The following is an 18396-nucleotide window of genomic DNA, read 5'->3' as shown; positions in this document are numbered from 1 at the left end:
GTCCGGACGGCTCTCACTGTGGCCGCCCGGCTCCGGGCCATCAACGCCGGAACGGGCAACGCAGCGTGCAGTGCGGCTGCATGATCGGATCCGCCGCCCGGCCGGGTAGGCTCGCCGCCGTGCCCGACCCCTCCCGCACCGGCCGCGACCTGGCCCTGCTGCCGAAGGCGCATCTGCACGTCCACCTGGAGGCGGCGGTGCGCCAGGCGACGCTGCGCGAGATCGCGGCGGCGGTCGGCGCGGTGCCGCCCGAGCCGCCGCCGGTGGCGGGCTTCGACGGCTTCCGCGCCTTCGCCGACCACAACGCCCTGGTCCGCGCCTGCCTGCGCCGGCCGGAGGACTTCACCCGGGTCGCCGAGGAGTTCCTGGCCGACGAGGCGGCGCAGGGCGTGCGCTACGTGGAGGTGACCTTCACGGCCGCCTCGCACGGCGAGCGCCTGGGCGACCTGGAGATGCCGCTGGCGGCGGTGCTGGCCGGGCTGGAGCGGGGCCGCGCCGCGCACGGGGTGGAGTTCGGCGTGCTGCTCGACCACTCCCGGCGCCGCTCGGCGGCGCGGTTCCGGCGCACCCTGGACCTGGCGCTGCGCTACGCGCCGCGGGGCGTGGTCGGCATCGGCGTGGCGGGCGACGAGTCCCACCCACTGGCGCCGTTCGCCGAGGTGGTCGACGCGGCGGCCGCGGCGGGCGTGCGGCTGGTGCACCACGCGGGCGAGTGCGCGGGCGCGGCGAGCGTGCGCGAGGCCGTCGGGCTCGGCCGGGCCGCGCGGATCGGACACGGCTTCCGGGTGCTGGAGGACCCCGCGGCCGTGGCGGAGCTGCGCGAGCGCGCGATCCCGCTGGAGCTGTGCCCGTCGTCCAATGTCGCCCTGGGCCTGGTGCCCTCGCTCGCCGCCCACCCGCTGCCCGCGCTGGTGGCGGCCGGGCTCGCGGTGACCCTGAACACGGACGTGCCGGCGGCGGCCCGCACCACCCTGGCCGAGGAGTACCGGCGGGTGCGCGACGCGTTCGGCTACGGCGACGCCGAGCTGGCCGGCTTCGCCCGCACCGCCGCCGACGCGTCCTTCGCCCCCACGCGGGTGCGCGCTGAGCTGCACGCGGGCATCGACGGCTGGCTGGCCGGCGGATCTTCACGTGATGATCGGCCCCGGCGTAGTCTCGCCCCATGAACCTGGGCCGCGACGACCAGTACATGCTCGCGGTGCTGAGCGCCACCAAGACCGGCCGCGGCACCCGCCCGTTCCGCCATGATCTGCTCAAGCTCGCCGAACTGGTCGGCGTCATCACCCTCGCTCCGCTCGACGACGGCCAGGACGAGGAGTACGAGGTCACCACGACCGACGGCCGCACCCTGGTGCTGCGGCCCACCGAGGTGGAGCCGTTCATCGCGGGTATCTGCGCCTCCCACCACGCCGCCTTCGGCCTGCCGATCACCGGCCTGGCCGAGATCATGGACGAACTGCTCGACCAGGACCGCTCGGTCAAGGCGTCGCTGGCGCGCGCCTCCTCGCTGAGCCGGGAGTCCTGGCGCATCCAGGCGGAGCGGACCAGGGAGCGGCAGCCCTGAGCCGGCGGCGCCGCGCCCGCTCACCGATCCCGGGGGGCGTCCCGCACGAACGCGGCGGTCCGGCCGAGCAGGCCGACCACCACACCGCCGGGCACCCGGCGCAGCGCCGGGCCGCGGCGCGGACGCGGGTCGGCCGCGCCGTCGTAGCGCCAGCGGCACTCCTGCCCGGCCAGCTCCCGGGCGGCCGGCGGTGGCAGCGCCGCACGGTGCGCCCGGGCGAAGTCCCACCCGTCGCGCCAGGCGCCGGCGGTGGGGCGGGCGGCGGCCCACTCGGCGAAGACCTCGGGCCAGCGCTCGCCGTACCCGTGCGCCAGCCGGGGCCAGGCCCGCGCGACGCCGGCGGCCCGCTTGCGCAGCAGGGCGCGGGCGGCCACGGCCAGCCGCTCGCGGTCGAAGCCGTCGGGCGCTTCGGCCCCGGCGACCAGGGCGCGCAGCAGCCGCTCCTGGGCGGCTGCCAGGGCGGCGCGGCCGCCGTCGGACGGCGCGCTCATGTGACGCGGGGCAGCCCGGCGGCGTCGGCCAGGGCGTCCAGTTCGCCGCGCAGTTCGGCGGCGGACGGGTAGGCGCCGTCGCGCTCGATCATCAGGCCGGGTGGCCGGTGCCGCGCGCACAGCTCGCGCACCAGGCCGAACACCTCGGGCGGCACCGGATGGCTGTGGGTGTCGTGGTAGACGCCCTCCCGGTCGTCGCCGCCGGCGACGTGGCAGTAGGCGATCCGCTCCAGCGGCAGCCGCTCGATCAGGTCGAGCGGGTCCTCGCCCCGGTTGCGGGCGTTGGCGTACACATTGGCCACGTCGAGCAGCAGCAGCGCGTCGGTGCGGTCGAGCAGTTCGGTGAGGAAGCCGGCTTCGTCGTACTCGGCGTCGGGCCAGTCGAACAGGGCGGCGATCGGCTCGACCGCCAGCGGCACCGGTAGGGCGTCGGTGGTGCGGCGGATGTTGTCGGCGAGCACGTCGAGGGCGGCGCGGTTGCGCGGCACCGGCAGCAGGTGGCCGGCCTCCAGGCCGCCGGCCCGCACGAAGGCGATGTGCTCGCTGACCAGCGGCGCTTCCAGCAGTTGCGCCCGGTCGGCCAGCAGGGCGACCCGCTCGGGGCGCACCGGTTCGGCGCCGCCGAGCGAGAGCCGCACACCGTGCGGCACCACGGTGACGCCCCGCTCGCGCAGCGCGAGCAGCTGCGGGTCGGGGTGGTCGGCGTCGACCGATTCGGCGATCACCTCGGTGAAGCGCAGTCCGGGCAGGGCGGCGACGAAGCCGGCGATCTCGGGGCGCCAGCCGATGCCGACGCCCAGTTCGGGCGGGGTCATCCGCCGCACCCGCAGCCGCCTCCGCCACCGCAGCCGCCTCCACCGCCGTCGCCGCCCCCGCCGCCTCCGCCGTCGCTCCCGCCGCTGCCGCCGTCCGCGCCGCTGTTCAGCCGGCCGTCGTCGGCGAAGGCGGGGTCGAGGCCGATGAGGGCGGGGCCGCCGAACAGCGCCACCGCGACGGCCGCGCCGGCGACGCCGTAGGTGGCCATCGCGGGGTTCATCTTCGGGCGCAGGTGGCGGGAGGCGGCGGTGGCCGCCTGCACCAGGTCGCGTCCGGCGGAGGTGGCGACCGGCTGGGAGAGCAGGTAGCACATGGCGACGGCCGAGGCGATGACGGCGCCGAGGAGGAATTCGACGGGGGCGCCGTTGACGATGCCGGCGGCGAAGCGGACCACGCCGAGGGCGACCACCAGGCCCAGCGCCAGGCCGGCCAGCCGGACCATCAGCCGGTCCCGGCGCGAGGGGACCAGGCCGCGCTGGACGAGCCGCTGCTCGACGTGGTCGAGTGCGGCGCGGACGCCGTCTTCGGAGGCGAGGCCGCTCGCCGTCGGCCCGGTGGGGCCGCGCAGCGCCGCCATGACGGCGGAGTCCAGTGGGGTGGGGTCGGCGGCCGCCTGCCCGGTGGGCCGCAGCCGGCCGCCGGCGGCGACCTCGATCGCCCCGCGCGCCCGCAGCACGGCGACGGAGGCGAGCGCCGCGCGGTGGCGTCCGCCCGCCAGGAAGGCCAGCTCGTAGGGGTGCGGGTGGGCGGAGGCGGGGGTGCCGCGGAAGGCGAACCACCGCACCAGCACCGCGATGATGACCAGCGCGAGCGCGAGCGCGATGTATCCGGCGAGGAACACGGGGCCGGGGATGCCCCAGGTCGCCCCTGATACGCCCATGGACCCTCCTGCGCCGCGGCTCCGGTGGGGGCCGGTCCGCCCCTGACCATGAGAAGGCATCGGGGCCGCCGGCGTTCCGGTCGGCCGATAACGGTCCAGTTGCGGATCCGGTGCCGGTGCGCCCGTCGGGGCCCGCGGACGCGCCCTTGCCAGGCGAAGCTAATGCTGTTAGCTTTACAGCTATCAACATGAGCCCTGGAGGCCGATCATGACGCAGTTCCTCGACGTTCCCGGCGGCAGACTCGCCTACGAACTCACCGGCCCGGACAAGGGCCCCCTGGTGGTGTGCGCGCCCGGCATGGGCGACGTGCGGGCGAGCTACCGCTTCCTCGTCCCCGCCCTGCTCGAAGCCGGCCACCGTGTGGCGACCGTCGACCTGCGCGGCCACGGCGAGTCCAGCACCGGCTGGGCCGACTACTCCCCCGAGGCGGCCGGCGCCGACCTGCTCGCGCTCGTCCGCCACCTGGGCGGCCCCGCCGCGCTGATCGGCCACTCCTTCTCCCCCGCCCCCGTGGTGTGGGCGGCCGCCGAGGCGCCCGACGCCGTCAGCTCGATCACGCTGATCGCCCCGTGGGTGAGCGAGCCGAAGACCAGCCCGCTGCTGCGACTGGCGGCCGGCGTCATCATGCGCAGCCCGACCCTGTTCGCCAAGGTCTTCTACCCCTCGCTGTACAAGGGCGGGCGGCCGGACGACCTCGCCGTCTACACCGACGCCATGCGCGCCAAGCTGGCCGAACCGGGCCGGCTCACCGCGCTCCGCGGCGTGGGCAACGCGTCCAAGGCGAACGCGAACGCCCGGATGGCCGAGGTCCGCTGCCCGGCCCTGGTCGTCATGGGCACCGCCGACCCCGACTTCCCCGACCCCGCCGCCGAGGCCCGTCTGGCCCAGCGGCGGCTGGCGCCGTCGGCCGCGTCCGTCACCGTGCACCTGGTCGAGGGGGCCGGCCACTACCCGCACATCGAGCGCCCCGGCGAGGTCGCGCCGGCCGTCGTCTCCTTCCTGGCCGGGGCCGTGCGTGCCTAGGGCGGGGCTGTCGCCGGCCGCCGTGGTCGACGCCGCGCTCGCGGTCCTGGACGGCGGCGGGCCCGACGCCCTCACCCTGGCCGCCGTGGCCAAGCGCACCGGCGTGGCGGTGCCCTCGCTGTACAAGCACGTGCGCAGCCTCGGCGAGCTGCGCGTCCTGGTCGGCGCCCGGCTGGTGGAGGACCTGGCCGAGCGGCTGGGCGCCGCCGTGATGGGGCTCTCCCGCGACGACGCCGTCGCCGCGCTGATGCGCGCCACCCGCGCCTACGTGCGCGAGCACCCGCACCGCTACGCCGCCATGCCGCTGGACCCGCTGCACGAGCCGGCCCAGGCCGAGGCCGGGCAGCGGCTGATGGAGGTGTTCCTCGCCGTCCTGCGCGGCTACGGCCTGCACGGCGCCGACGCCGTGCACGCCACCCGCCGGCTGCGCGCCGCCGTGCACGGCTTCACCTCCCTGGAACTCGCGGGCGGCTTCGGGCTGCCCGAGGACCTGGACGACAGCTACCAGCGGCTGATCGCGATGGTCACCGCCAGCCTGCCCGCCTGACGGCCCCGCGGGCGGCGCGTCCGCGCCACGCAAGGGCGGAACGCGGAACAACGCCGTAACGCACGGGACCCAGAGCGGAAATACGGCCTCGTCAGACTCATGCGCAACCTGATCCCCGGCCGCTGAGGAGGCCCGCCAGGTGCGCCAGCCCACGCGAAGAACACCGCGACGCCTACTGTCCGCCCTGTCCGCCGCCGTACTGCTCGCCTCCGCCGCCTGCGGCGGAGCAGCCGGAGCCGACGGCGACACCGTCGAGGTCGGCATCCTGCACTCCCTCAGCGGCACGATGGCCATCAGCGAGGTGACCGTCCGCGACGCCGAACTGCTGGCCATCGAGGAGATCAACGCCGCGGGCGGGGTGCTGGGCCGCCAGATCGTGCCGATCATCGAGGACGGCGCCTCCGACCAGGCCATCTTCGCCGAACGCGCCCAGAAGCTGATCGCCCAGGACCAGGTCGCCACCGTCTTCGGCGGCTGGACCTCGGCCAGCCGCAAGGCCATGCTGCCGGTCTTCGAGCGCAACAACGCGCTGCTGTGGTACCCGGTGCAGTACGAGGGGCTGGAGAGCTCGCCCAACATCTTCTACACCGGCGCCACCACCAACCAGCAGATCGTGCCCGCGCTCGACTACCTGCGCGAGGAGGGCCACACCCGCATCTACCTGGTCGGCAGTGACTACGTGTTCCCCCGAACCGCCAACCAGATCATCCACGCCTACGCCGAGGCCAACGGCATGGAGATCGTCGGCGAGGAGTACACCCCGCTCGGCCACACCGAGTACACCACCCTGATCAACGGCATCTCCGACGCCGAGCCCGACGCCGTCTTCAACACCCTCAACGGCGACAGCAATGTCGCGTTCTTCACCCAGCTGGTCTCCTCGGGCATCACCGCCGAGGACATGCCGGTGCTCTCGGTGAGCGTGGCCGAGGAGGAGGTCGCGGGCATCGGCCCCGACAACATCGCCGGCCACCCGGTGGCCTGGAACTACTACCAGACCACCGAGGGCGGGGCCAACGAGGAGTTCGTCGCCGCCTTCCAGGCCGCCTACGGCGAGGACCGCGTCACCTCCGACCCGATGCAGTCGGCCTACAACGCCGTCTACCTGTGGGCGGCGGCGGCCGAGGCCGCCGGCTCCTTCGAGGCCGACGCGGTGCGCGAGGCGGCGGCCGGGATCAGCCTGGCCGCCCCCGAGGGCGAGATCACCATCGACGGCGACACCCAGCACGTCTTCAAGGTGGCCAGGATCGGCATCGTCCAGCCCGACGGCACGATCGAGGAGGTCTGGAACTCCGGCGAGCCGATCGAGCCCGACCCCTATCTGGAGGGCTACCCCTGGGCCGCGGACCTGGCCGCCGGCTGACCCCTCCCCCGAACTCCCCGGCGGCACGGGCCGAACCCTCCTCTCCTCCCACGCCCGCGCCGCCGGGGACGCCACCCCACCGCCCCCCGCGATCGGAGGACCGTGCACGCACTCCTCGGCCAGCTGCCGGTCGGGCTGTCGATCGGCGCCGTACTGCTGCTGGTCGCCCTCGGCCTGAACTTCACCTTCGGCCAGATGGGCGTGGTGAACATGGCGCACGGCGAGTTCCTGATGGCCGGCGCCTACACCGCCTTCGTGCTGCAGGCGTGGTTCGGCGCCCAGTCCGTGCTGGTCGGCCTGCCGGTCGCCTTCGTCGTCGTCGGCCTGATGGGCCTGGCGCTCGAACGCGGCCTGATCCGGCACTTCTACGGCCGCCCGCTGGACACCCTGCTGCTCACCTGGGGCGTCAGCCTCATCCTGCAGCAGGTGGCCAGGGACGTGTTCGGCGCGCCCAACGTCGACGTGGCCGCGCCCGGCTGGCTGGCCGGGGGCGTGGACGCGGCCGGGGTGCGGCTGCACTACTCCCGGCTGTTCATCCTGGCCCTGGCCGTGCTGTGCGTGCTCGCGGTCGGCTGGTACCTGGCGCGCTCGCGCACCGGGCGGCAGATGCGCGCGGTCACCCAGAACCGGCAGCTGGCGGCGTGCAGCGGCATCGACACCGCGCGGGTGGACCAGATCACCTTCTTCATCGGCTCGGGCGTGGCCGGGGTGGCCGGGGTGGCGCTCACCCTGATCGGGCCGATCGGCCCCACCCTCGGCTCCACCTACATCGTGGACGCCTTCCTGGTCGTCGTGGTCGGCGGGCTCGGCCAGCTGCGCGGCGCCGTCCTCGCGGCGGCGGTGCTCGGCCTGCTCAACGCCTACGCCGAGTTCTGGTCCGACGCCAGCCTGGCCAAGGTCGTCGTGTTCGCGGTGATCATCGCCTTCCTGCAGGTGCGCCCGCAGGGCCTCTTCGTCCTTCGATCGAGGGCACTGACATGACCCTGACCTCGCCTCCGGCCGCCGGTACGGCCGCGCCGCCGCCCGCGGCCGCACCGGCCCTGCCCCGCTGGACCGGCCCGGCCGCCTTCACCGCCGTGCTGCTGCTCGCGCTGGTGGTGGTGCCGGCCGTCGCGCCGCCGTTCCAGATCAACCTCTACGCCCGCTACCTGTGCTACGCGCTGGCCGCGCTGGGCATCGCGCTGGCCTGGGGCAAGGGCGGCATGCTCACCCTGGGCCAGGGGGTGTTCTTCGGCATCGGCGGCTACGCGATGGCGATGCACCTGAAGCTCACCGAGGCGGGCCCGGGCGGGCTGCCCGACTTCATGGTGTGGAGCGGGGTGACCGAGATGCCGCTGCTGTGGGCGCCCTTCGCCAGCCCCTATGTGGCACTGCCCGCGGTGGTGCTGCTGCCGGGGCTGGTCGCGGCGGTGCTGGGCTGGTCGGTGTTCCGGCAGCGGGTGCGCGGCGCCTACTTCGCCATCCTCAACCAGGCGCTGGCGGCGGCCTTCGTCATCCTGCTGATCGGCCAGCAGGGCCTGACCGGCGGCTCCAACGGCCTGACCGACTTCCCCGTCCTGCTCGGCGTCGACCTCAACCGGCCGGAGAGCCAGCTCGGCCTCTACGTCGCGGTGGTGCTGGCGGTGGCCGCCGTCTACCTGGCGCTGCGCGCCTTCGACCGCTCCCGGCTGGGCCGGCTGCTGGTGGCGGTCCGCGACGGCGAGGACCGGGTCCGCTTCCTCGGCTACGACCCCACCGTGGTCAAGACCCTCGCCTACACCCTGTCGGCCATGGTCGCCGGGCTGGCCGGTGCCCTGTTCGTGCCGGTGGCCGGGATCATCTCCCCGGCGCTGTTCGGGGTGGTGCCCTCGATCGAGCTGGTCATCGCGGTGGCCATCGGCGGCCGCTACAGCCTGGCCGGCGCCGTGGCCGGCGCGCTGCTGCTGAACCTGGCCCGCACCTCCTTCTCCGAGCAGTTCGCCGACGGCTGGCTGTACCTGCAGGGCGCGCTGTTCATCGCCGTCATCGTGTTCGCCCCGCGCGGCATCGCCGGGCTGGCCGCGTCCGGCCGCGAGCTGCTGTCGCGGCTGCGCACCCGCCGGACCGCCGCCCCGGCCGCCGGCGCACCGGCCGAAGGAGGCACCCCGTGACCGGCACCGCCCCGGCGGCGCGGCCGCTGCTGGAGGTACGTGGGCTGCGCGTGGTCTTCGACGGCTTCACCGCCGTCGACGGGCTCGACCTGACGGTCGCCGAAGGGGAGCTGCGCTTCCTGATCGGCCCCAACGGCGCGGGCAAGACCACCCTGATCGACGTCGTCACCGGGCTGACCCGCCCGGCCGCCGGGCAGGTGCTGTTCGACGGCACCGAGCTGGTGGGGCGGCGCGAGCACCGCATCGTCCGGCTGGGCGTGGGCCGCACCTTTCAGACCTCGGTGGTCTTCGAGCGGCTGAGCGTGGTGGAGAACGTCGACCTGGCCGCCGCCTTCCGGCTCGGCCTGCCCCGGCTGCTGCGGGTGCGCAGGGGCGTGAGCGGCACCGTGGCCGAGGCACTGGAGCGCACCGGCCTGACCGCGCTGGCCGACCGGCCCGCCGGGGAGCTCTCGCACGGCCAGCGGCAGTGGCTGGAGATCGCCATGCTGCTCGCGCAGCGGCCCCGGCTGCTGCTGCTGGACGAGCCGGTGGCCGGGATGAGCCGCGACGAGCGCGAGCGCACCGGCGAGCTGCTGCTGGAGATCGCCCGCGACCACACCGTGGTGGTGGTCGAGCACGACATGGCCTTCCTGCGCAGCTACGCCCGCACCGTCACCGTGCTGCACGAGGGCCGGGTGCTCACCGAGGGCGACGTGGCGCAGGTGCAGGCCGACCCGCGGGTCCGCGAGGTGTACCTGGGCCGGCGGGGCGCCGGGGATGAGCCGGCGGTGCCGGCCGGCGGGGAGGTGGGCTAGTGCTGCGGGTCGAGGGGCTGACCGCCGGGTACGGCAGGGCGCAGGTGCTGTTCGGCATCGACCTGGAGGTGCCGGCCGGGGCGGTGGTCAGCGTGATGGGGCGCAACGGCGTCGGCAAGACCACCCTGCTGAACACCGTCATGGGCGTACTGCCCGCCACCGGCGGCCGGGTGCTGTTCGACGGCGCCGACATCACCCGCCGCGGCACCCACGCCCGGGTGCGCGGCCGCATCGGCTATGTGCCGCAGGGCCATGGGACCTTCCCGCAGCTCACCGTCGAGGAGAACCTGCTGGTGGCCTGGGAGGCGACCGGGCGGCGCGACCCCGGCGGCGTGGCGGCCGCCCTCGGCGTCTTCCCGAGGCTGCGGGAGCTGCTCAAGCGGCGGGCCGGCTTCCTGTCCGGCGGCCAGCAGCAGCAGCTCGCGATCGCGCGGGCGCTGGTCACCGACCCCCGGCTGCTCGTCCTGGACGAACCGACCGAGGGCATCCAGCCCTCGATCGTGGCCGAGATCGAAGAGGCGATCACCACACTTCACCAGAACAGGGGATTGACCGTGCTGCTGGTGGAGCAGTATCTGGACATCGCCCTACGGCTGGCCGACGCGTTCACCGTGATCGACCGGGGATCGGTGGTGCGCCAGGGCGGCCGGGCCGAACTGCGCGACGGCGAGATCCAGCGGCTGCTGGCGATCTGAGGCCGCGCCGGAGTAGGGAAGGTCCAGGACGGAAGGTCCGATGAAGCTCACCCCCCACGAACAGGAACGGCTGCTCATCCACGTGGCGGCGCAGGTCGCCGAGCAGCGCCGCGCCCGAGGGCTGCGGCTCAACCACCCGGAGGCGACCGCCTTGATCACCGTGCACCTGCTGGAGGGCGCCCGCGACGGCCGCAGTGTGGCGGAGCTGATGGACTCCGGCCGCACCGTGCTGACCCGCGAGGACGTGATGGCCGGCGTGCCGGAGATGCTGGACTCGGTGCAGGTCGAGGCGACCTTCCCCGACGGCACCAAGCTCGTCACCGTGCACCGGCCGATCCCGTGAGCGGCACCGGGCAGGGGCCGGGCTGGGCCCCCGGCGAAGTGCGCACCGGGCAGGCGCCCGTACCGCTGAACCCCGGGCGCGAGCGGCGCACCGTCAGTGTGCTCAACACCGGCGACCGGCCGGTCCAGGTCGGCTCGCACTACCACCTGGCCGCCGCCAATCCGGCCCTGGACCTCGACCGCGAGGCGGCCTGGGGGATGCGGCTGGACGTGCCGGCCGGCACCGCCGTGCGCTTCGAGCCCGGCGTGCGCCGCGAGGTGGCCCTGGTGCCCTTCGCCGGCGCCCGCCACATCGCCGGCCTCCGCCCGGAGTCGGCGGGCGACCTCGACCGGGCGGAGCGGCCGTGACCGCCTCCCCGCCCCTCACCCGATCCCCCTCCCGCCCAGGGGGGCGACCCCACATCCATTCTCCCGCGCCGCCATGCGCCGCGGCGAGGGCCGGCCGAGGGCTGTGGACGACGCCGCCGCGGCGGCCCGGATCTGTGCACGACTCGGCGGTCGGTTTGACACGCGGCTCAGCGAAGGCGGTGCGATGACGGAGGCGTACATCGAGCGGGGCCGGTACGCGGCGCTGTTCGGGCCCACGGCCGGGGACCGGATCCGGCTGGCCGACACCGACCTGTTCATCGAGATCACCGAGGACCGCAGCATCGGCCCGGCCGGCTCGGGCGACGAGGCGGTGTTCGGCGGCGGGAAGGTCATCCGCGAGTCGATGGGGCAGGGCCGGGCCACCCGCGCCGAAGGCGCCCCCGACCTGGTGATCACCGGCGCCGTGGTGCTGGACCACTGGGGGATCGTCAAGGCCGACATCGGCGTCCGCGACGGCCGCATCACCGCGCTGGGCAAGGCCGGCAACCCCGACACCATGGACGGCGTCCACCCCGAGCTGGTCATCGGCCCCTCCACCGAGGTGATCGCCGGCAACGGACGCATCCTCACCGCCGGGGCCGTCGACTCCCACGTGCACCTGATCTGCCCGCAGCTGCTGGACGAGGCGCTGGGCGCGGGCGTCACCACCGTCGTCGGCGGCGGCACCGGCCCCGCCGAGGGCTCCAAGGCGACCACCGTGACGCCCGGCGCCTGGAACCTGGCCCGGATGCTGCGCGCGCTCGACGGCCACCCCGTCAACGTCGCACTGCTCGGCAAGGGCAACACCGTGCGCGAGGACGCGCTGTGGGAGCAGCTGCGGGCCGGCGCCGCCGGCTTCAAGCTGCACGAGGACTGGGGCTCCACCCCGGCCGCCATCGACGCCTGCCTGCGGGTGGCCGACGCCTCGGGGGTGCAGGTCGCCCTGCACAGCGACACCCTCAACGAGGCCGGATACGTGGAGTCCACCCTGGCCGCCATCGACGGCCGCGCCATCCACGCCTACCACACCGAGGGCGCCGGGGGCGGCCACGCCCCCGACATCATCACGGTCGCCGCCCACCCCAACGTGCTGCCCAGCTCCACCAACCCCACCCGGCCGCACACCGTCAACACCCTCGACGAGCACCTCGACATGCTGATGGTCTGCCACCACCTCAACCCGTCGGTGCCCGAGGACCTCGCCTTCGCCGAGAGCCGCATCCGACCGAGCACGATGGCCGCCGAGGACGTGCTGCACGACCTCGGCGCGATCTCGATGATCGGCTCGGACTCCCAGGCCATGGGCCGCATCGGCGAGACCGTGCTGCGCACCTGGCAGACGGCGCACGTGATGAAGGCGCGCCGCGGCACCCTGGCGGGCCCGCACCCCGAGCCCGCCGACAACCTGCGCGCCCGCCGCTACGTCGCCAAGTACACGATCTGCCCGGCCCGCGCCCACGGCATGGACGGCGAGATCGGCTCGGTGGAGGTCGGCAAGCTCGCCGACCTGGTGCTGTGGGAGCCCGCCTTCTTCGGGGTCCGCCCGCACCTGGTCCTCAAGGGCGGCCTGACGGCCTGGGCCGCGATGGGCGACGCCAACGCCTCCATCCCCACCCCGCAGCCGGTGCTGCCCCGCCCCATGTTCGGCGCGGCCCCGGCCGCGGCAGCCGACACCAGCGTGCACTTCGTCGCCCAGGCCGCCCTCGACGACGGGCTGGCCGAGCGGCTCGGGCTGGCGCGGCGGCTGGTGGCCGTCCGCGACGTGCGGGGGCTGGGCAAGGCCGACATGCCGCTCAACGACGCGCTGCCCGACATCGCCGTCGACCCCGACAGCTTCGAGGTGCGCGTCGACGGCGAGCCGATCGAGGCCGACCCGCCGCGCGAGCTGCCGATGGCCCAGCGGTACTTCCTGTTCTGATGCCGACCGTGCCCGCTGCGTCCACCGCGCCCGCCCCGCTCCCGGCCTCGCTGCTGCTGCTCGCCGACTCGCGGCTGCCCACCGGCGCCCATGTGCACTCCGGCGGCCTGGAGCCCGCCGCGGCGGCCGGACGGGTGCGCACCGTCGCCGCGCTCGCGGAGTTCCTGCGCGGACGGCTCGCCACGGCCGGACTGGTCGCGGCCGCCTTCGCGGCGGCGGCCGCCGCCGAGTGCGCGCGGCCCGAGCCGCGCTGGGCCGCCTTCGACGCCGAACTCGACGCGCGCACCCCCTCGCCCGCCCAGCGGGAGGCGTCGCGCGCCCAGGGCCGGGCCCTGCTGCGCACCGCCCACACCGTGTGGCCCGCCCCCGCGCTGGCCGCCCTCGCCGCCGCCTCCCCCGGCGGCGCGCACCACCCGCTGGCGCTGGGCGCCGCGGCGCACGCCGCCGCCCCCGAGCACGCGCCCGCGCACGCCGCGCTGCTGGCCGCGTCCGCGGCGGTCACCGGGCCCGCCTCGGCCGCGGTCCGGCTGCTGGCGCTGGACCCGCTGGCCGTGCACGGCGTACTGGCCGAACTCGCCCCGAGCGTGGACGCGGTGGCCGCCGAAGCCCGCGCCGTGCCCGACTCCCCTGCCGAACTGCCCGCGGTCAGCGCTCCGGCGCTGGACGTCCACGCCGAACTGCACCGGGGGCAGCGCCTGCGCCTGTTCGAATCCTGACCCGGCCGCCGCGGACGCCACCCGTGCGCGCGCCGGCCGAACCACGACCACGACCGAAGAAGCGACACACCACGCCGGCCCCACCGGGCCGGCCCGCATACGGAAGGCGATCAGCATGGGCGCCAATCACGAACACGACCCGCACCACCCGGCACCGGCGGCCGGGCGGGCGCTGCGGCTGGGCATCGGCGGCCCGGTCGGCGGCGGGAAGACCGCCCTGGTGGCGGCCTTGTGCCGGGTGCTGCGCGAGGACTTCGCGCTGGCCGTCGTCACCAACGACATCTACACCACCGAGGACGCCGACTTCCTGCACCGCACCGGGGTGCTGGCGCCGGAGCGCATCAGCGCGGTGCGCACCGGGTGCTGCCCGCACACCGCGATCCGCGACGACATCACCGCCAACCTGGACGCGGTGGAGGCGCACGAGTCCAGGCTCGGCCCGCTGGACCTCGTCATCGTGGAGAGCGGCGGCGACAACCTGACGGCGTCCTTCAGCCAGGGGCTCGCCGACCGGCAGATCTTCGTGCTCGACGTGGCCGGCGGCGACAAGGTGCCGCGCAAGGGCGGCCCCGGGGTGACCCTGGCCGACCTGCTGGTGATCAACAAGATCGACCTGGCCTCGCGCGTGGGCGCCGACCTGGACGTGATGACCTCCGACGCCGACCACGTCCGCGAGGGCCGCCCGGTGATCGCGACCTCGGTCCGCGAGCACCCCGACGTGCCGGAGATCGCCTCCTGGGTGCGCGCCCAGATCGCGTGGTGGCGGGCGAACCAGGCGGCCGGCGGCGCCGAGCTGGCGGGCAGCGGGCACGCGCATTGACCGGACTGGAGGCCAGGGCCGCCGTCGTCGCCGAGTCCGACGGCGCCGGCGGCACCCGCTTCCCCGTGCTGCGCGGCGGGGGGCCGCTGGCGCTGCGCGCAACCGGCGGGGGTCGGATACACCTGGTGGGCGCGGCCGCGGGCCCGCTGCACGGCGATGACCTGCGGCTGGACTGCCAGGTGCGGCCGGGCGCCGCGCTGCGGCTGCGCTCGGCCGCGGCGATGCTGGTGCTGTCGGGCGCCTCGCGCTACGACGTGGCCGCCGAGGTCGCCGAGGACGGGCTGCTCGACCACCGCCCGGAGCCGGTGATCGTGACCCGCGGCGCCGCGCACCGGGCGCACGCCCGCGTGCGGCTGCGGCCCGGCGCCCGGCTGGACTGGACCGAGCGGGTGGTGCTGGGCCGCCACGGCGAGGAGCCGGGCGGCCACCGGTCCCGGCTGGACGTGGTCCGCGGCGGCGTCCCGCTGCTCCGGCACGAACTGCGGCTCGGCCCCCACGAGCCGCACGCGGGCCCCGCCGTGCTCGACGACGCCCGCGCCGTGGGCCTGCTGCTGCTGGCCGGCCCCGAGTACGCCGCCGCCCCGGTGCCCGTGCACGCCGAGCCCGGCCTGGCGGTCACCCCGCTGGCCGGGCCCGGCGTCCTGGTCACCGCGCTGGCCCCCGACGCGGCCGCCCTCGACGCCCTGCTGGCGCGGGGCCGCGCCCGCGCGGAGCGCTGAGCGGGGCCGCTAGGAGCCGCCCCCGCAGCAGCCGTGCGGCGGTCCGCCGCCCTCCGCCTGCTGCGACGGAGCGCCGGTGAGGCTGTCGGAGCGGCCGGCCCGGACGCGCGACCACTGGGCGATGGGGCGTCCGTCGATCCGCCAGGGCACGTCGGCCGACCAGGGCTGCGGCCAGCCGGCGGGCGAGTCCTCCCAGGTCTCCTGCCGCCCGTACACGGTGAGGTCCATGAGCGCGTTGCTGTAGTCCATCGCCTCCACGCCCCGGAGCCAGGTCCAGTACGTCTCGAAGACGCGGTCGCCGTCGCGCAGGTAGCACACGAGGTGCATCATGCCGACGCGGCGCCCGGCAAGGAGCGTGTCCAGGGAGTCCTGCGCCGAGTACCACGGCATCTGCCAGCCCATGAAGTCGTGGTAGCGGGCGCCCTCCTCGTAGGGGCCCTGGCACACGACCGCGTAGGTGATGTCGCGGGAGTGCAGGTAGGACAGCTCCGCCACCTGGGTGGTGCACCAGGTGCAGCCCTGGCACTGCTCGGCCGCGGGCTGACCGGGGTACCACATGAAGTAGTAGGCGATGAGCTGCCGGCGCCCCTCGAAGGCGTCGAGCAGGGTGACCGGCCCGTCGGGCCCGATCAGTTCGGCGGTGGCGTCGACCTCGACCATGGGCAGGCGCCGCCGGGCCGCGGCGATCGCGTCGCCCTCCCGGGTGTGCGCCTTCTCCCGGACGCGGAGCGCGTCGATCTCGGCCTGCCAGCGGGTGCGGTCGGCCACCGGCGGCAGCGGGCGGGCGTCGTTCATGTTCAGGTCCTCCTCTGGTGCGGTTCCCCGTCGTGGGGCGGTGTGTTCGCGGCGGTGCGGTCGAGGTGCTCGGCCAGCGCGCCGAGCGGGGTGTCCCAGTCGCGTGCGAGCGCGGCGAGGAACTGCTGGGCGACCCGCATCGGCGCGGATCGCAGCCGGTAGCGGACCCGGCGCCGCTCCCCCGGCTCGGCGGTGATCAAACCGGCCTCCGACAGCAGCGCCAGGTGCTTGGCGATGGCCTGCCGGGTGATCGGCAGCCGGGCCGCCAGCTCGGTGACCGTGGCGGGGCCGTCGGCGGCCAGGGCGGCCAGGATGTTGCGCCGGGTCGGATCGGCCAGCGCGATGAAGACCTGTTCGGCGACCGCCTCGATCTCAGCCGGCATCGAGGTACGCGACGAGTTCGCCGAGCTCGCGCTCCCAACCCTCGACGTGCGCGTCGAACTCCTCGCGGTAGGCCGCGTCCGGCAGCTGCGCGAAGCCGGTCTCGACCACGGTCAGCCGCGTCCGGCCGTCAAGGGGTTCCAGGGTGAACTCGACGTAGGTGCGGCGCGGGTCGTCCTCGGGCAGGCCGCCGGGCCGCCAGGTGAAACCGAAGGATGTCGGTTCCTCCACCCGTTCCACCCGCAGGTCGGCGGCTGATCCGTCGTTCCAGCGCAAGCGGCCGGCGCCGCCAGGACGCAGGTCGATCGAGGCGGCCTCGCCGAACCACGTCCCCAGGCCCTCGGCCGTGGTCAGCGCCGCCCACACCGCGGTCGGCGGGTGAGCGAGCTCGACGGTCCGCTCGATGCGATCGGGAAAGCCCATTCCGACTCCTTAGGTAGCAACCCATCGGTTGCTACACTATGGCAACTGACGAGTTGCGTCAATGGGTCGTGGTTCCGGCGGCCGCGCACCGCCCGCGCGACGGGCCCGCGCCCACGCCCGCAGCCGGGCGGCCAGCATCCAGGCGCTCGCGGCGGCGGCCAGTCCTGCCCAGGCCGCCAGGGCCGGCCAGCTGTAGAGGATGGTCGGCCAGGTCACGTCCCGGCCGCCCAGCAGCAGCCCGGCCAGGGCCGGTAGGCCGAGGAAGAGCGCGATCGGCACCAGGCGCGGCGCCAGGCCGAGCGCGATCAGCGCCCGCCCGCGCCGCGCCCGGCGCCGCGCCCAGGCCGGGGCGCGGCGCACCCGCACCACCCCGAGCAGCACCGTCGCGGCGCACAGCGCGGCCAGCACGGCGTCGGTGATCGCCGACACCGGCGCGGGCGGCTCGGGACTCCCACCCCGCACCAGCTCGACCAGGCCCTCGGCGATGGCCAGCTGCTCGGCGCCGGTCGCGCTCGCCGAGTTGAAGGCGATCGCGACGCCGTAGTCGGCGCCGCCGCCGTCCCCGTCGGCGGGCAGCAGCACCTGCTCGGCACTGGCGGAGAACATGGTGCCGCCGTGGTGCACCCGCAGCACGCGCTCGCCGTCGGTGTCCAGGTCCCAGCCGAGCGCGTAGTCGCCGCCGGCCGGGACGGTCTCGCGGGTGGCGGCGAGGGCGGCCGCGGACACCACCCGGGTGCCGTCGGCCGCCACGCCCCCGTTGCTCTGCACGATCAGCCACCGGGCCAGGTCCTCGGCGGTGGACACGATGCCGCCCGAGCCGTTGACGAAGTGGTCCAGCGCGGGTCTGGCCACCATGGCGCCGAACACCGGGGCGTACCCGTCGGGCAGGCCGTACGGACGCTCGGCGGCACTGTCGCGGGTGGCGGTGGCGGTCATCCCGGCCGGGCCGAACACCCGCTCGGACAGGTGGTCGGCGAAGGGCCGCCCGGAGACGGCCTCGACCAGCCGGGCCGCCACGTGGTAGTTCGGGTTGTGGTAGCTCCAGGTGCTGCCCGGGTCGGCGGACAGGCGCACCTCCGCCAGCCGCGCCACCGCGCCGCGCAGGTCGGCCGGCTGCTCGCGGCTCATCTCCGGGAAGACCGAGTCCGACAGGCCCGAGGTGTGGGTGAGCAGCATCCGGGCGGTGATCCGGTCCGAGCGCGGGTCGGCGGTGCGGAACTCCGGCAGGTATTCGCGCACCGGCGCGTCCAGGTCCAGGCGGCCCTCCTCGGCCAGCATCGCCACGGCCAGCGCGGTGAAGGACTTGCTGAGCGAGGCGATCGCCACCGGGCTGCCGGCGCTCAGCGGCGCCCCGGCGGAGTCGCGGCCGTAGCCGGCGGTGTGCAGCACCTCGTCGCCGCGGGTGATGGCGACGACCGCGCCGGGCAGCCCGGCGGCGCGCAGGCTCTCAGTGAGGTAGCGGTCGACGGCGGCGGGGGCCGGTGCCTCGGCCGCGGCGGCGGGAGCGGCGGGCACGGCGCCCGCGAGCAGCGCACCGCACAGCACGAGCGCGCCCAGGAGGATCGGGGTCGGATTCACGGTCGGCGACACTACGGACCGCGCCCGGCCCGGCGCGATGGTGCCGGCCACCC

22 protein-coding genes are annotated in these 18396 nt (G+C 75.5%); 15 read left to right on the top strand and 7 right to left on the bottom strand.

What is annotated here, in order from left to right:
- The first annotated feature begins 119 nt into the window (after positions 1-119).
- Both add and CLV72_RS15665 read left to right on the top strand, forming a co-directional pair.
- The gene (gene add, locus CLV72_RS15670; RefSeq protein WP_245930226.1) at positions 120-1166 is read left to right on the top strand and encodes an adenosine deaminase; all 1047 of its coding nucleotides are present in this window, start codon (positions 120-122) and stop codon (positions 1164-1166) included.
- Positions 1163-1564: a hypothetical protein gene (locus CLV72_RS15665; RefSeq protein ID WP_106246423.1), complete on the top strand. Its 402-nt coding sequence runs from the start codon at positions 1163-1165 to the stop codon at positions 1562-1564. The genes add and CLV72_RS15665 overlap by 4 nt, the downstream gene beginning before the upstream one ends.
- A gap of 20 nt (positions 1565-1584) precedes the next feature.
- On the opposite strand, the gene CLV72_RS15660 is transcribed toward CLV72_RS15665, so the two are convergent.
- From CLV72_RS15660 to CLV72_RS31780, 3 genes are read right to left on the bottom strand one after another with little or no spacing between them, the layout of a single operon-like run.
- Positions 1585-2055: an SCO6045 C-terminal-like domain-containing protein gene (locus tag CLV72_RS15660; protein ID WP_106246420.1), complete on the bottom strand. Its 471-nt coding sequence runs from the start codon at positions 2053-2055 to the stop codon at positions 1585-1587.
- A complete protein-coding gene (locus tag CLV72_RS15655) occupies positions 2052-2870 on the bottom strand; it encodes an MbnB/TglH/ChrH family RiPP precursor modification enzyme (RefSeq protein ID WP_106247071.1) in 819 nt (272 codons plus the stop codon). Before CLV72_RS15655 ends, CLV72_RS15660 begins: the two co-directional genes overlap by 4 nt.
- Positions 2867-3751 carry a TIGR04222 domain-containing membrane protein gene (locus CLV72_RS31780; protein ID WP_170140996.1) on the bottom strand — a complete coding sequence of 295 codons (885 nt, stop codon included), beginning with the start codon at positions 3749-3751 and terminating at the stop codon, positions 2867-2869. Before CLV72_RS31780 ends, CLV72_RS15655 begins: the two co-directional genes overlap by 4 nt.
- A gap of 208 nt (positions 3752-3959) precedes the next feature.
- Between CLV72_RS31780 and CLV72_RS15645 the strand changes: the two genes are divergently transcribed.
- From CLV72_RS15645 to CLV72_RS15585, 13 genes are all read left to right on the top strand, one after another.
- The gene (locus CLV72_RS15645) at positions 3960-4775 is read left to right on the top strand and encodes an alpha/beta fold hydrolase (RefSeq protein WP_106246418.1); all 816 of its coding nucleotides are present in this window, start codon (positions 3960-3962) and stop codon (positions 4773-4775) included.
- The gene (locus tag CLV72_RS15640) at positions 4768-5322 is read left to right on the top strand and encodes a TetR-like C-terminal domain-containing protein (RefSeq protein WP_170140995.1); all 555 of its coding nucleotides are present in this window, start codon (positions 4768-4770) and stop codon (positions 5320-5322) included. Before CLV72_RS15645 ends, CLV72_RS15640 begins: the two co-directional genes overlap by 8 nt.
- A 139-nt stretch (positions 5323-5461) precedes the next feature.
- On the top strand, positions 5462-6685 hold the full coding sequence (urtA, locus tag CLV72_RS15635) for an urea ABC transporter substrate-binding protein (protein WP_245930225.1): 1224 nt from the start codon (positions 5462-5464) through the stop codon (positions 6683-6685).
- 102 nt (positions 6686-6787) lie between these two features.
- Positions 6788-7666 (top strand): urea ABC transporter permease subunit UrtB, encoded by an 879-nt coding sequence (gene urtB / locus CLV72_RS15630; protein WP_106246414.1) that lies wholly within the window; start codon positions 6788-6790, stop codon positions 7664-7666.
- Positions 7663-8814 (top strand): urea ABC transporter permease subunit UrtC, encoded by a 1152-nt coding sequence (gene urtC / locus CLV72_RS15625; protein ID WP_106246412.1) that lies wholly within the window; start codon positions 7663-7665, stop codon positions 8812-8814. The genes urtB and urtC overlap by 4 nt, the downstream gene beginning before the upstream one ends.
- Positions 8811-9608 carry an urea ABC transporter ATP-binding protein UrtD gene (urtD, locus tag CLV72_RS15620; RefSeq protein WP_106246410.1) on the top strand — a complete coding sequence of 266 codons (798 nt, stop codon included), beginning with the start codon at positions 8811-8813 and terminating at the stop codon, positions 9606-9608. Before urtC ends, urtD begins: the two co-directional genes overlap by 4 nt.
- On the top strand, positions 9608-10303 hold the full coding sequence (urtE, locus tag CLV72_RS15615) for an urea ABC transporter ATP-binding subunit UrtE (RefSeq protein ID WP_106246408.1): 696 nt from the start codon (positions 9608-9610) through the stop codon (positions 10301-10303). The genes urtD and urtE overlap by 1 nt, the downstream gene beginning before the upstream one ends.
- 40 nt (positions 10304-10343) lie before the next feature.
- Positions 10344-10646, top strand: a complete 303-nt coding sequence (locus CLV72_RS15610; protein ID WP_106246406.1) for an urease subunit gamma — start codon at positions 10344-10346, stop codon at positions 10644-10646.
- A complete protein-coding gene (locus tag CLV72_RS15605; RefSeq protein ID WP_106246403.1) occupies positions 10643-10993 on the top strand; it encodes an urease subunit beta in 351 nt (116 codons plus the stop codon). Before CLV72_RS15610 ends, CLV72_RS15605 begins: the two co-directional genes overlap by 4 nt.
- A gap of 184 nt (positions 10994-11177) precedes the next feature.
- On the top strand, positions 11178-12911 hold the full coding sequence (locus CLV72_RS15600) for an urease subunit alpha (protein ID WP_106246401.1): 1734 nt from the start codon (positions 11178-11180) through the stop codon (positions 12909-12911).
- An 8-nt stretch (positions 12912-12919) separates the two neighbouring features.
- Positions 12920-13627 carry an urease accessory protein UreF gene (locus tag CLV72_RS15595; protein ID WP_245930224.1) on the top strand — a complete coding sequence of 236 codons (708 nt, stop codon included), beginning with the start codon at positions 12920-12922 and terminating at the stop codon, positions 13625-13627.
- 115 nt (positions 13628-13742) lie between these two features.
- Positions 13743-14447: an urease accessory protein UreG gene (ureG, locus tag CLV72_RS15590; RefSeq protein ID WP_106246397.1), complete on the top strand. Its 705-nt coding sequence runs from the start codon at positions 13743-13745 to the stop codon at positions 14445-14447.
- On the top strand, positions 14444-15166 hold the full coding sequence (locus CLV72_RS15585; RefSeq protein WP_211302879.1) for an urease accessory protein UreD: 723 nt from the start codon (positions 14444-14446) through the stop codon (positions 15164-15166). Before ureG ends, CLV72_RS15585 begins: the two co-directional genes overlap by 4 nt.
- 9 nt (positions 15167-15175) lie before the next feature.
- On the opposite strand, the gene CLV72_RS15580 is transcribed toward CLV72_RS15585, so the two are convergent.
- From CLV72_RS15580 to CLV72_RS15565, 4 genes are read right to left on the bottom strand one after another with little or no spacing between them, the layout of a single operon-like run.
- Positions 15176-15961 carry a DUF899 family protein gene (locus tag CLV72_RS15580; protein WP_211302878.1) on the bottom strand — a complete coding sequence of 262 codons (786 nt, stop codon included), beginning with the start codon at positions 15959-15961 and terminating at the stop codon, positions 15176-15178.
- Positions 15962-15963: 2 nt separating this feature from the next.
- On the bottom strand, positions 15964-16344 hold the full coding sequence (locus tag CLV72_RS15575; RefSeq protein ID WP_106246391.1) for an ArsR/SmtB family transcription factor: 381 nt from the start codon (positions 16342-16344) through the stop codon (positions 15964-15966).
- Positions 16334-16765, bottom strand: a complete 432-nt coding sequence (locus CLV72_RS15570; RefSeq protein WP_106246389.1) for an SRPBCC domain-containing protein — start codon at positions 16763-16765, stop codon at positions 16334-16336. Before CLV72_RS15570 ends, CLV72_RS15575 begins: the two co-directional genes overlap by 11 nt.
- A 36-nt stretch (positions 16766-16801) precedes the next feature.
- Positions 16802-18343: a serine hydrolase domain-containing protein gene (locus CLV72_RS15565; RefSeq protein WP_170140994.1), complete on the bottom strand. Its 1542-nt coding sequence runs from the start codon at positions 18341-18343 to the stop codon at positions 16802-16804.
- Between the last annotated feature and the right edge of the window lie 53 nt (positions 18344-18396).

It is taken from the genome of Allonocardiopsis opalescens (genome assembly GCF_003002095.1).
GTDB lineage: Bacteria > Actinomycetota > Actinomycetes > Streptosporangiales > Streptosporangiaceae > Allonocardiopsis > Allonocardiopsis opalescens.
The sequence above is the reverse complement of the archived record's forward strand: the minus strand, read 5'-3'. Positions and strand labels throughout refer to the sequence as shown.

Bases quoted from the DNA above. Each gene is read 5' to 3' on its own strand.
- CLV72_RS15665 (WP_106246423.1), top strand. From the start codon at position 1,163: ATGAACCTGGGCCGCGACGACCAGTACATGCTCGCGGTGCTGAGCGCC.
- CLV72_RS15660 (WP_106246420.1), bottom strand. From the start codon at position 2,055: ATGAGCGCGCCGTCCGACGGCGGCCGCGCCGCCCTGGCAGCCGCCCAG.
- CLV72_RS15655 (WP_106247071.1), bottom strand. From the start codon at position 2,870: ATGACCCCGCCCGAACTGGGCGTCGGCATCGGCTGGCGCCCCGAGATC.
- CLV72_RS31780 (WP_170140996.1), bottom strand. From the start codon at position 3,751: ATGGGCGTATCAGGGGCGACCTGGGGCATCCCCGGCCCCGTGTTCCTC.
- CLV72_RS15645 (WP_106246418.1), top strand. From the start codon at position 3,960: ATGACGCAGTTCCTCGACGTTCCCGGCGGCAGACTCGCCTACGAACTC.
- urtC (WP_106246412.1), top strand. From the start codon at position 7,663: ATGACCCTGACCTCGCCTCCGGCCGCCGGTACGGCCGCGCCGCCGCCC.
- CLV72_RS15610 (WP_106246406.1), top strand. From the start codon at position 10,344: ATGAAGCTCACCCCCCACGAACAGGAACGGCTGCTCATCCACGTGGCG.
- CLV72_RS15600 (WP_106246401.1), top strand. From the start codon at position 11,178: ATGACGGAGGCGTACATCGAGCGGGGCCGGTACGCGGCGCTGTTCGGG.
- ureG (WP_106246397.1), top strand. From the start codon at position 13,743: ATGGGCGCCAATCACGAACACGACCCGCACCACCCGGCACCGGCGGCC.
- CLV72_RS15580 (WP_211302878.1), bottom strand. From the start codon at position 15,961: ATGAACGACGCCCGCCCGCTGCCGCCGGTGGCCGACCGCACCCGCTGG.
- CLV72_RS15575 (WP_106246391.1), bottom strand. From the start codon at position 16,344: ATGCCGGCTGAGATCGAGGCGGTCGCCGAACAGGTCTTCATCGCGCTG.
- CLV72_RS15570 (WP_106246389.1), bottom strand. From the start codon at position 16,765: ATGGGCTTTCCCGATCGCATCGAGCGGACCGTCGAGCTCGCTCACCCG.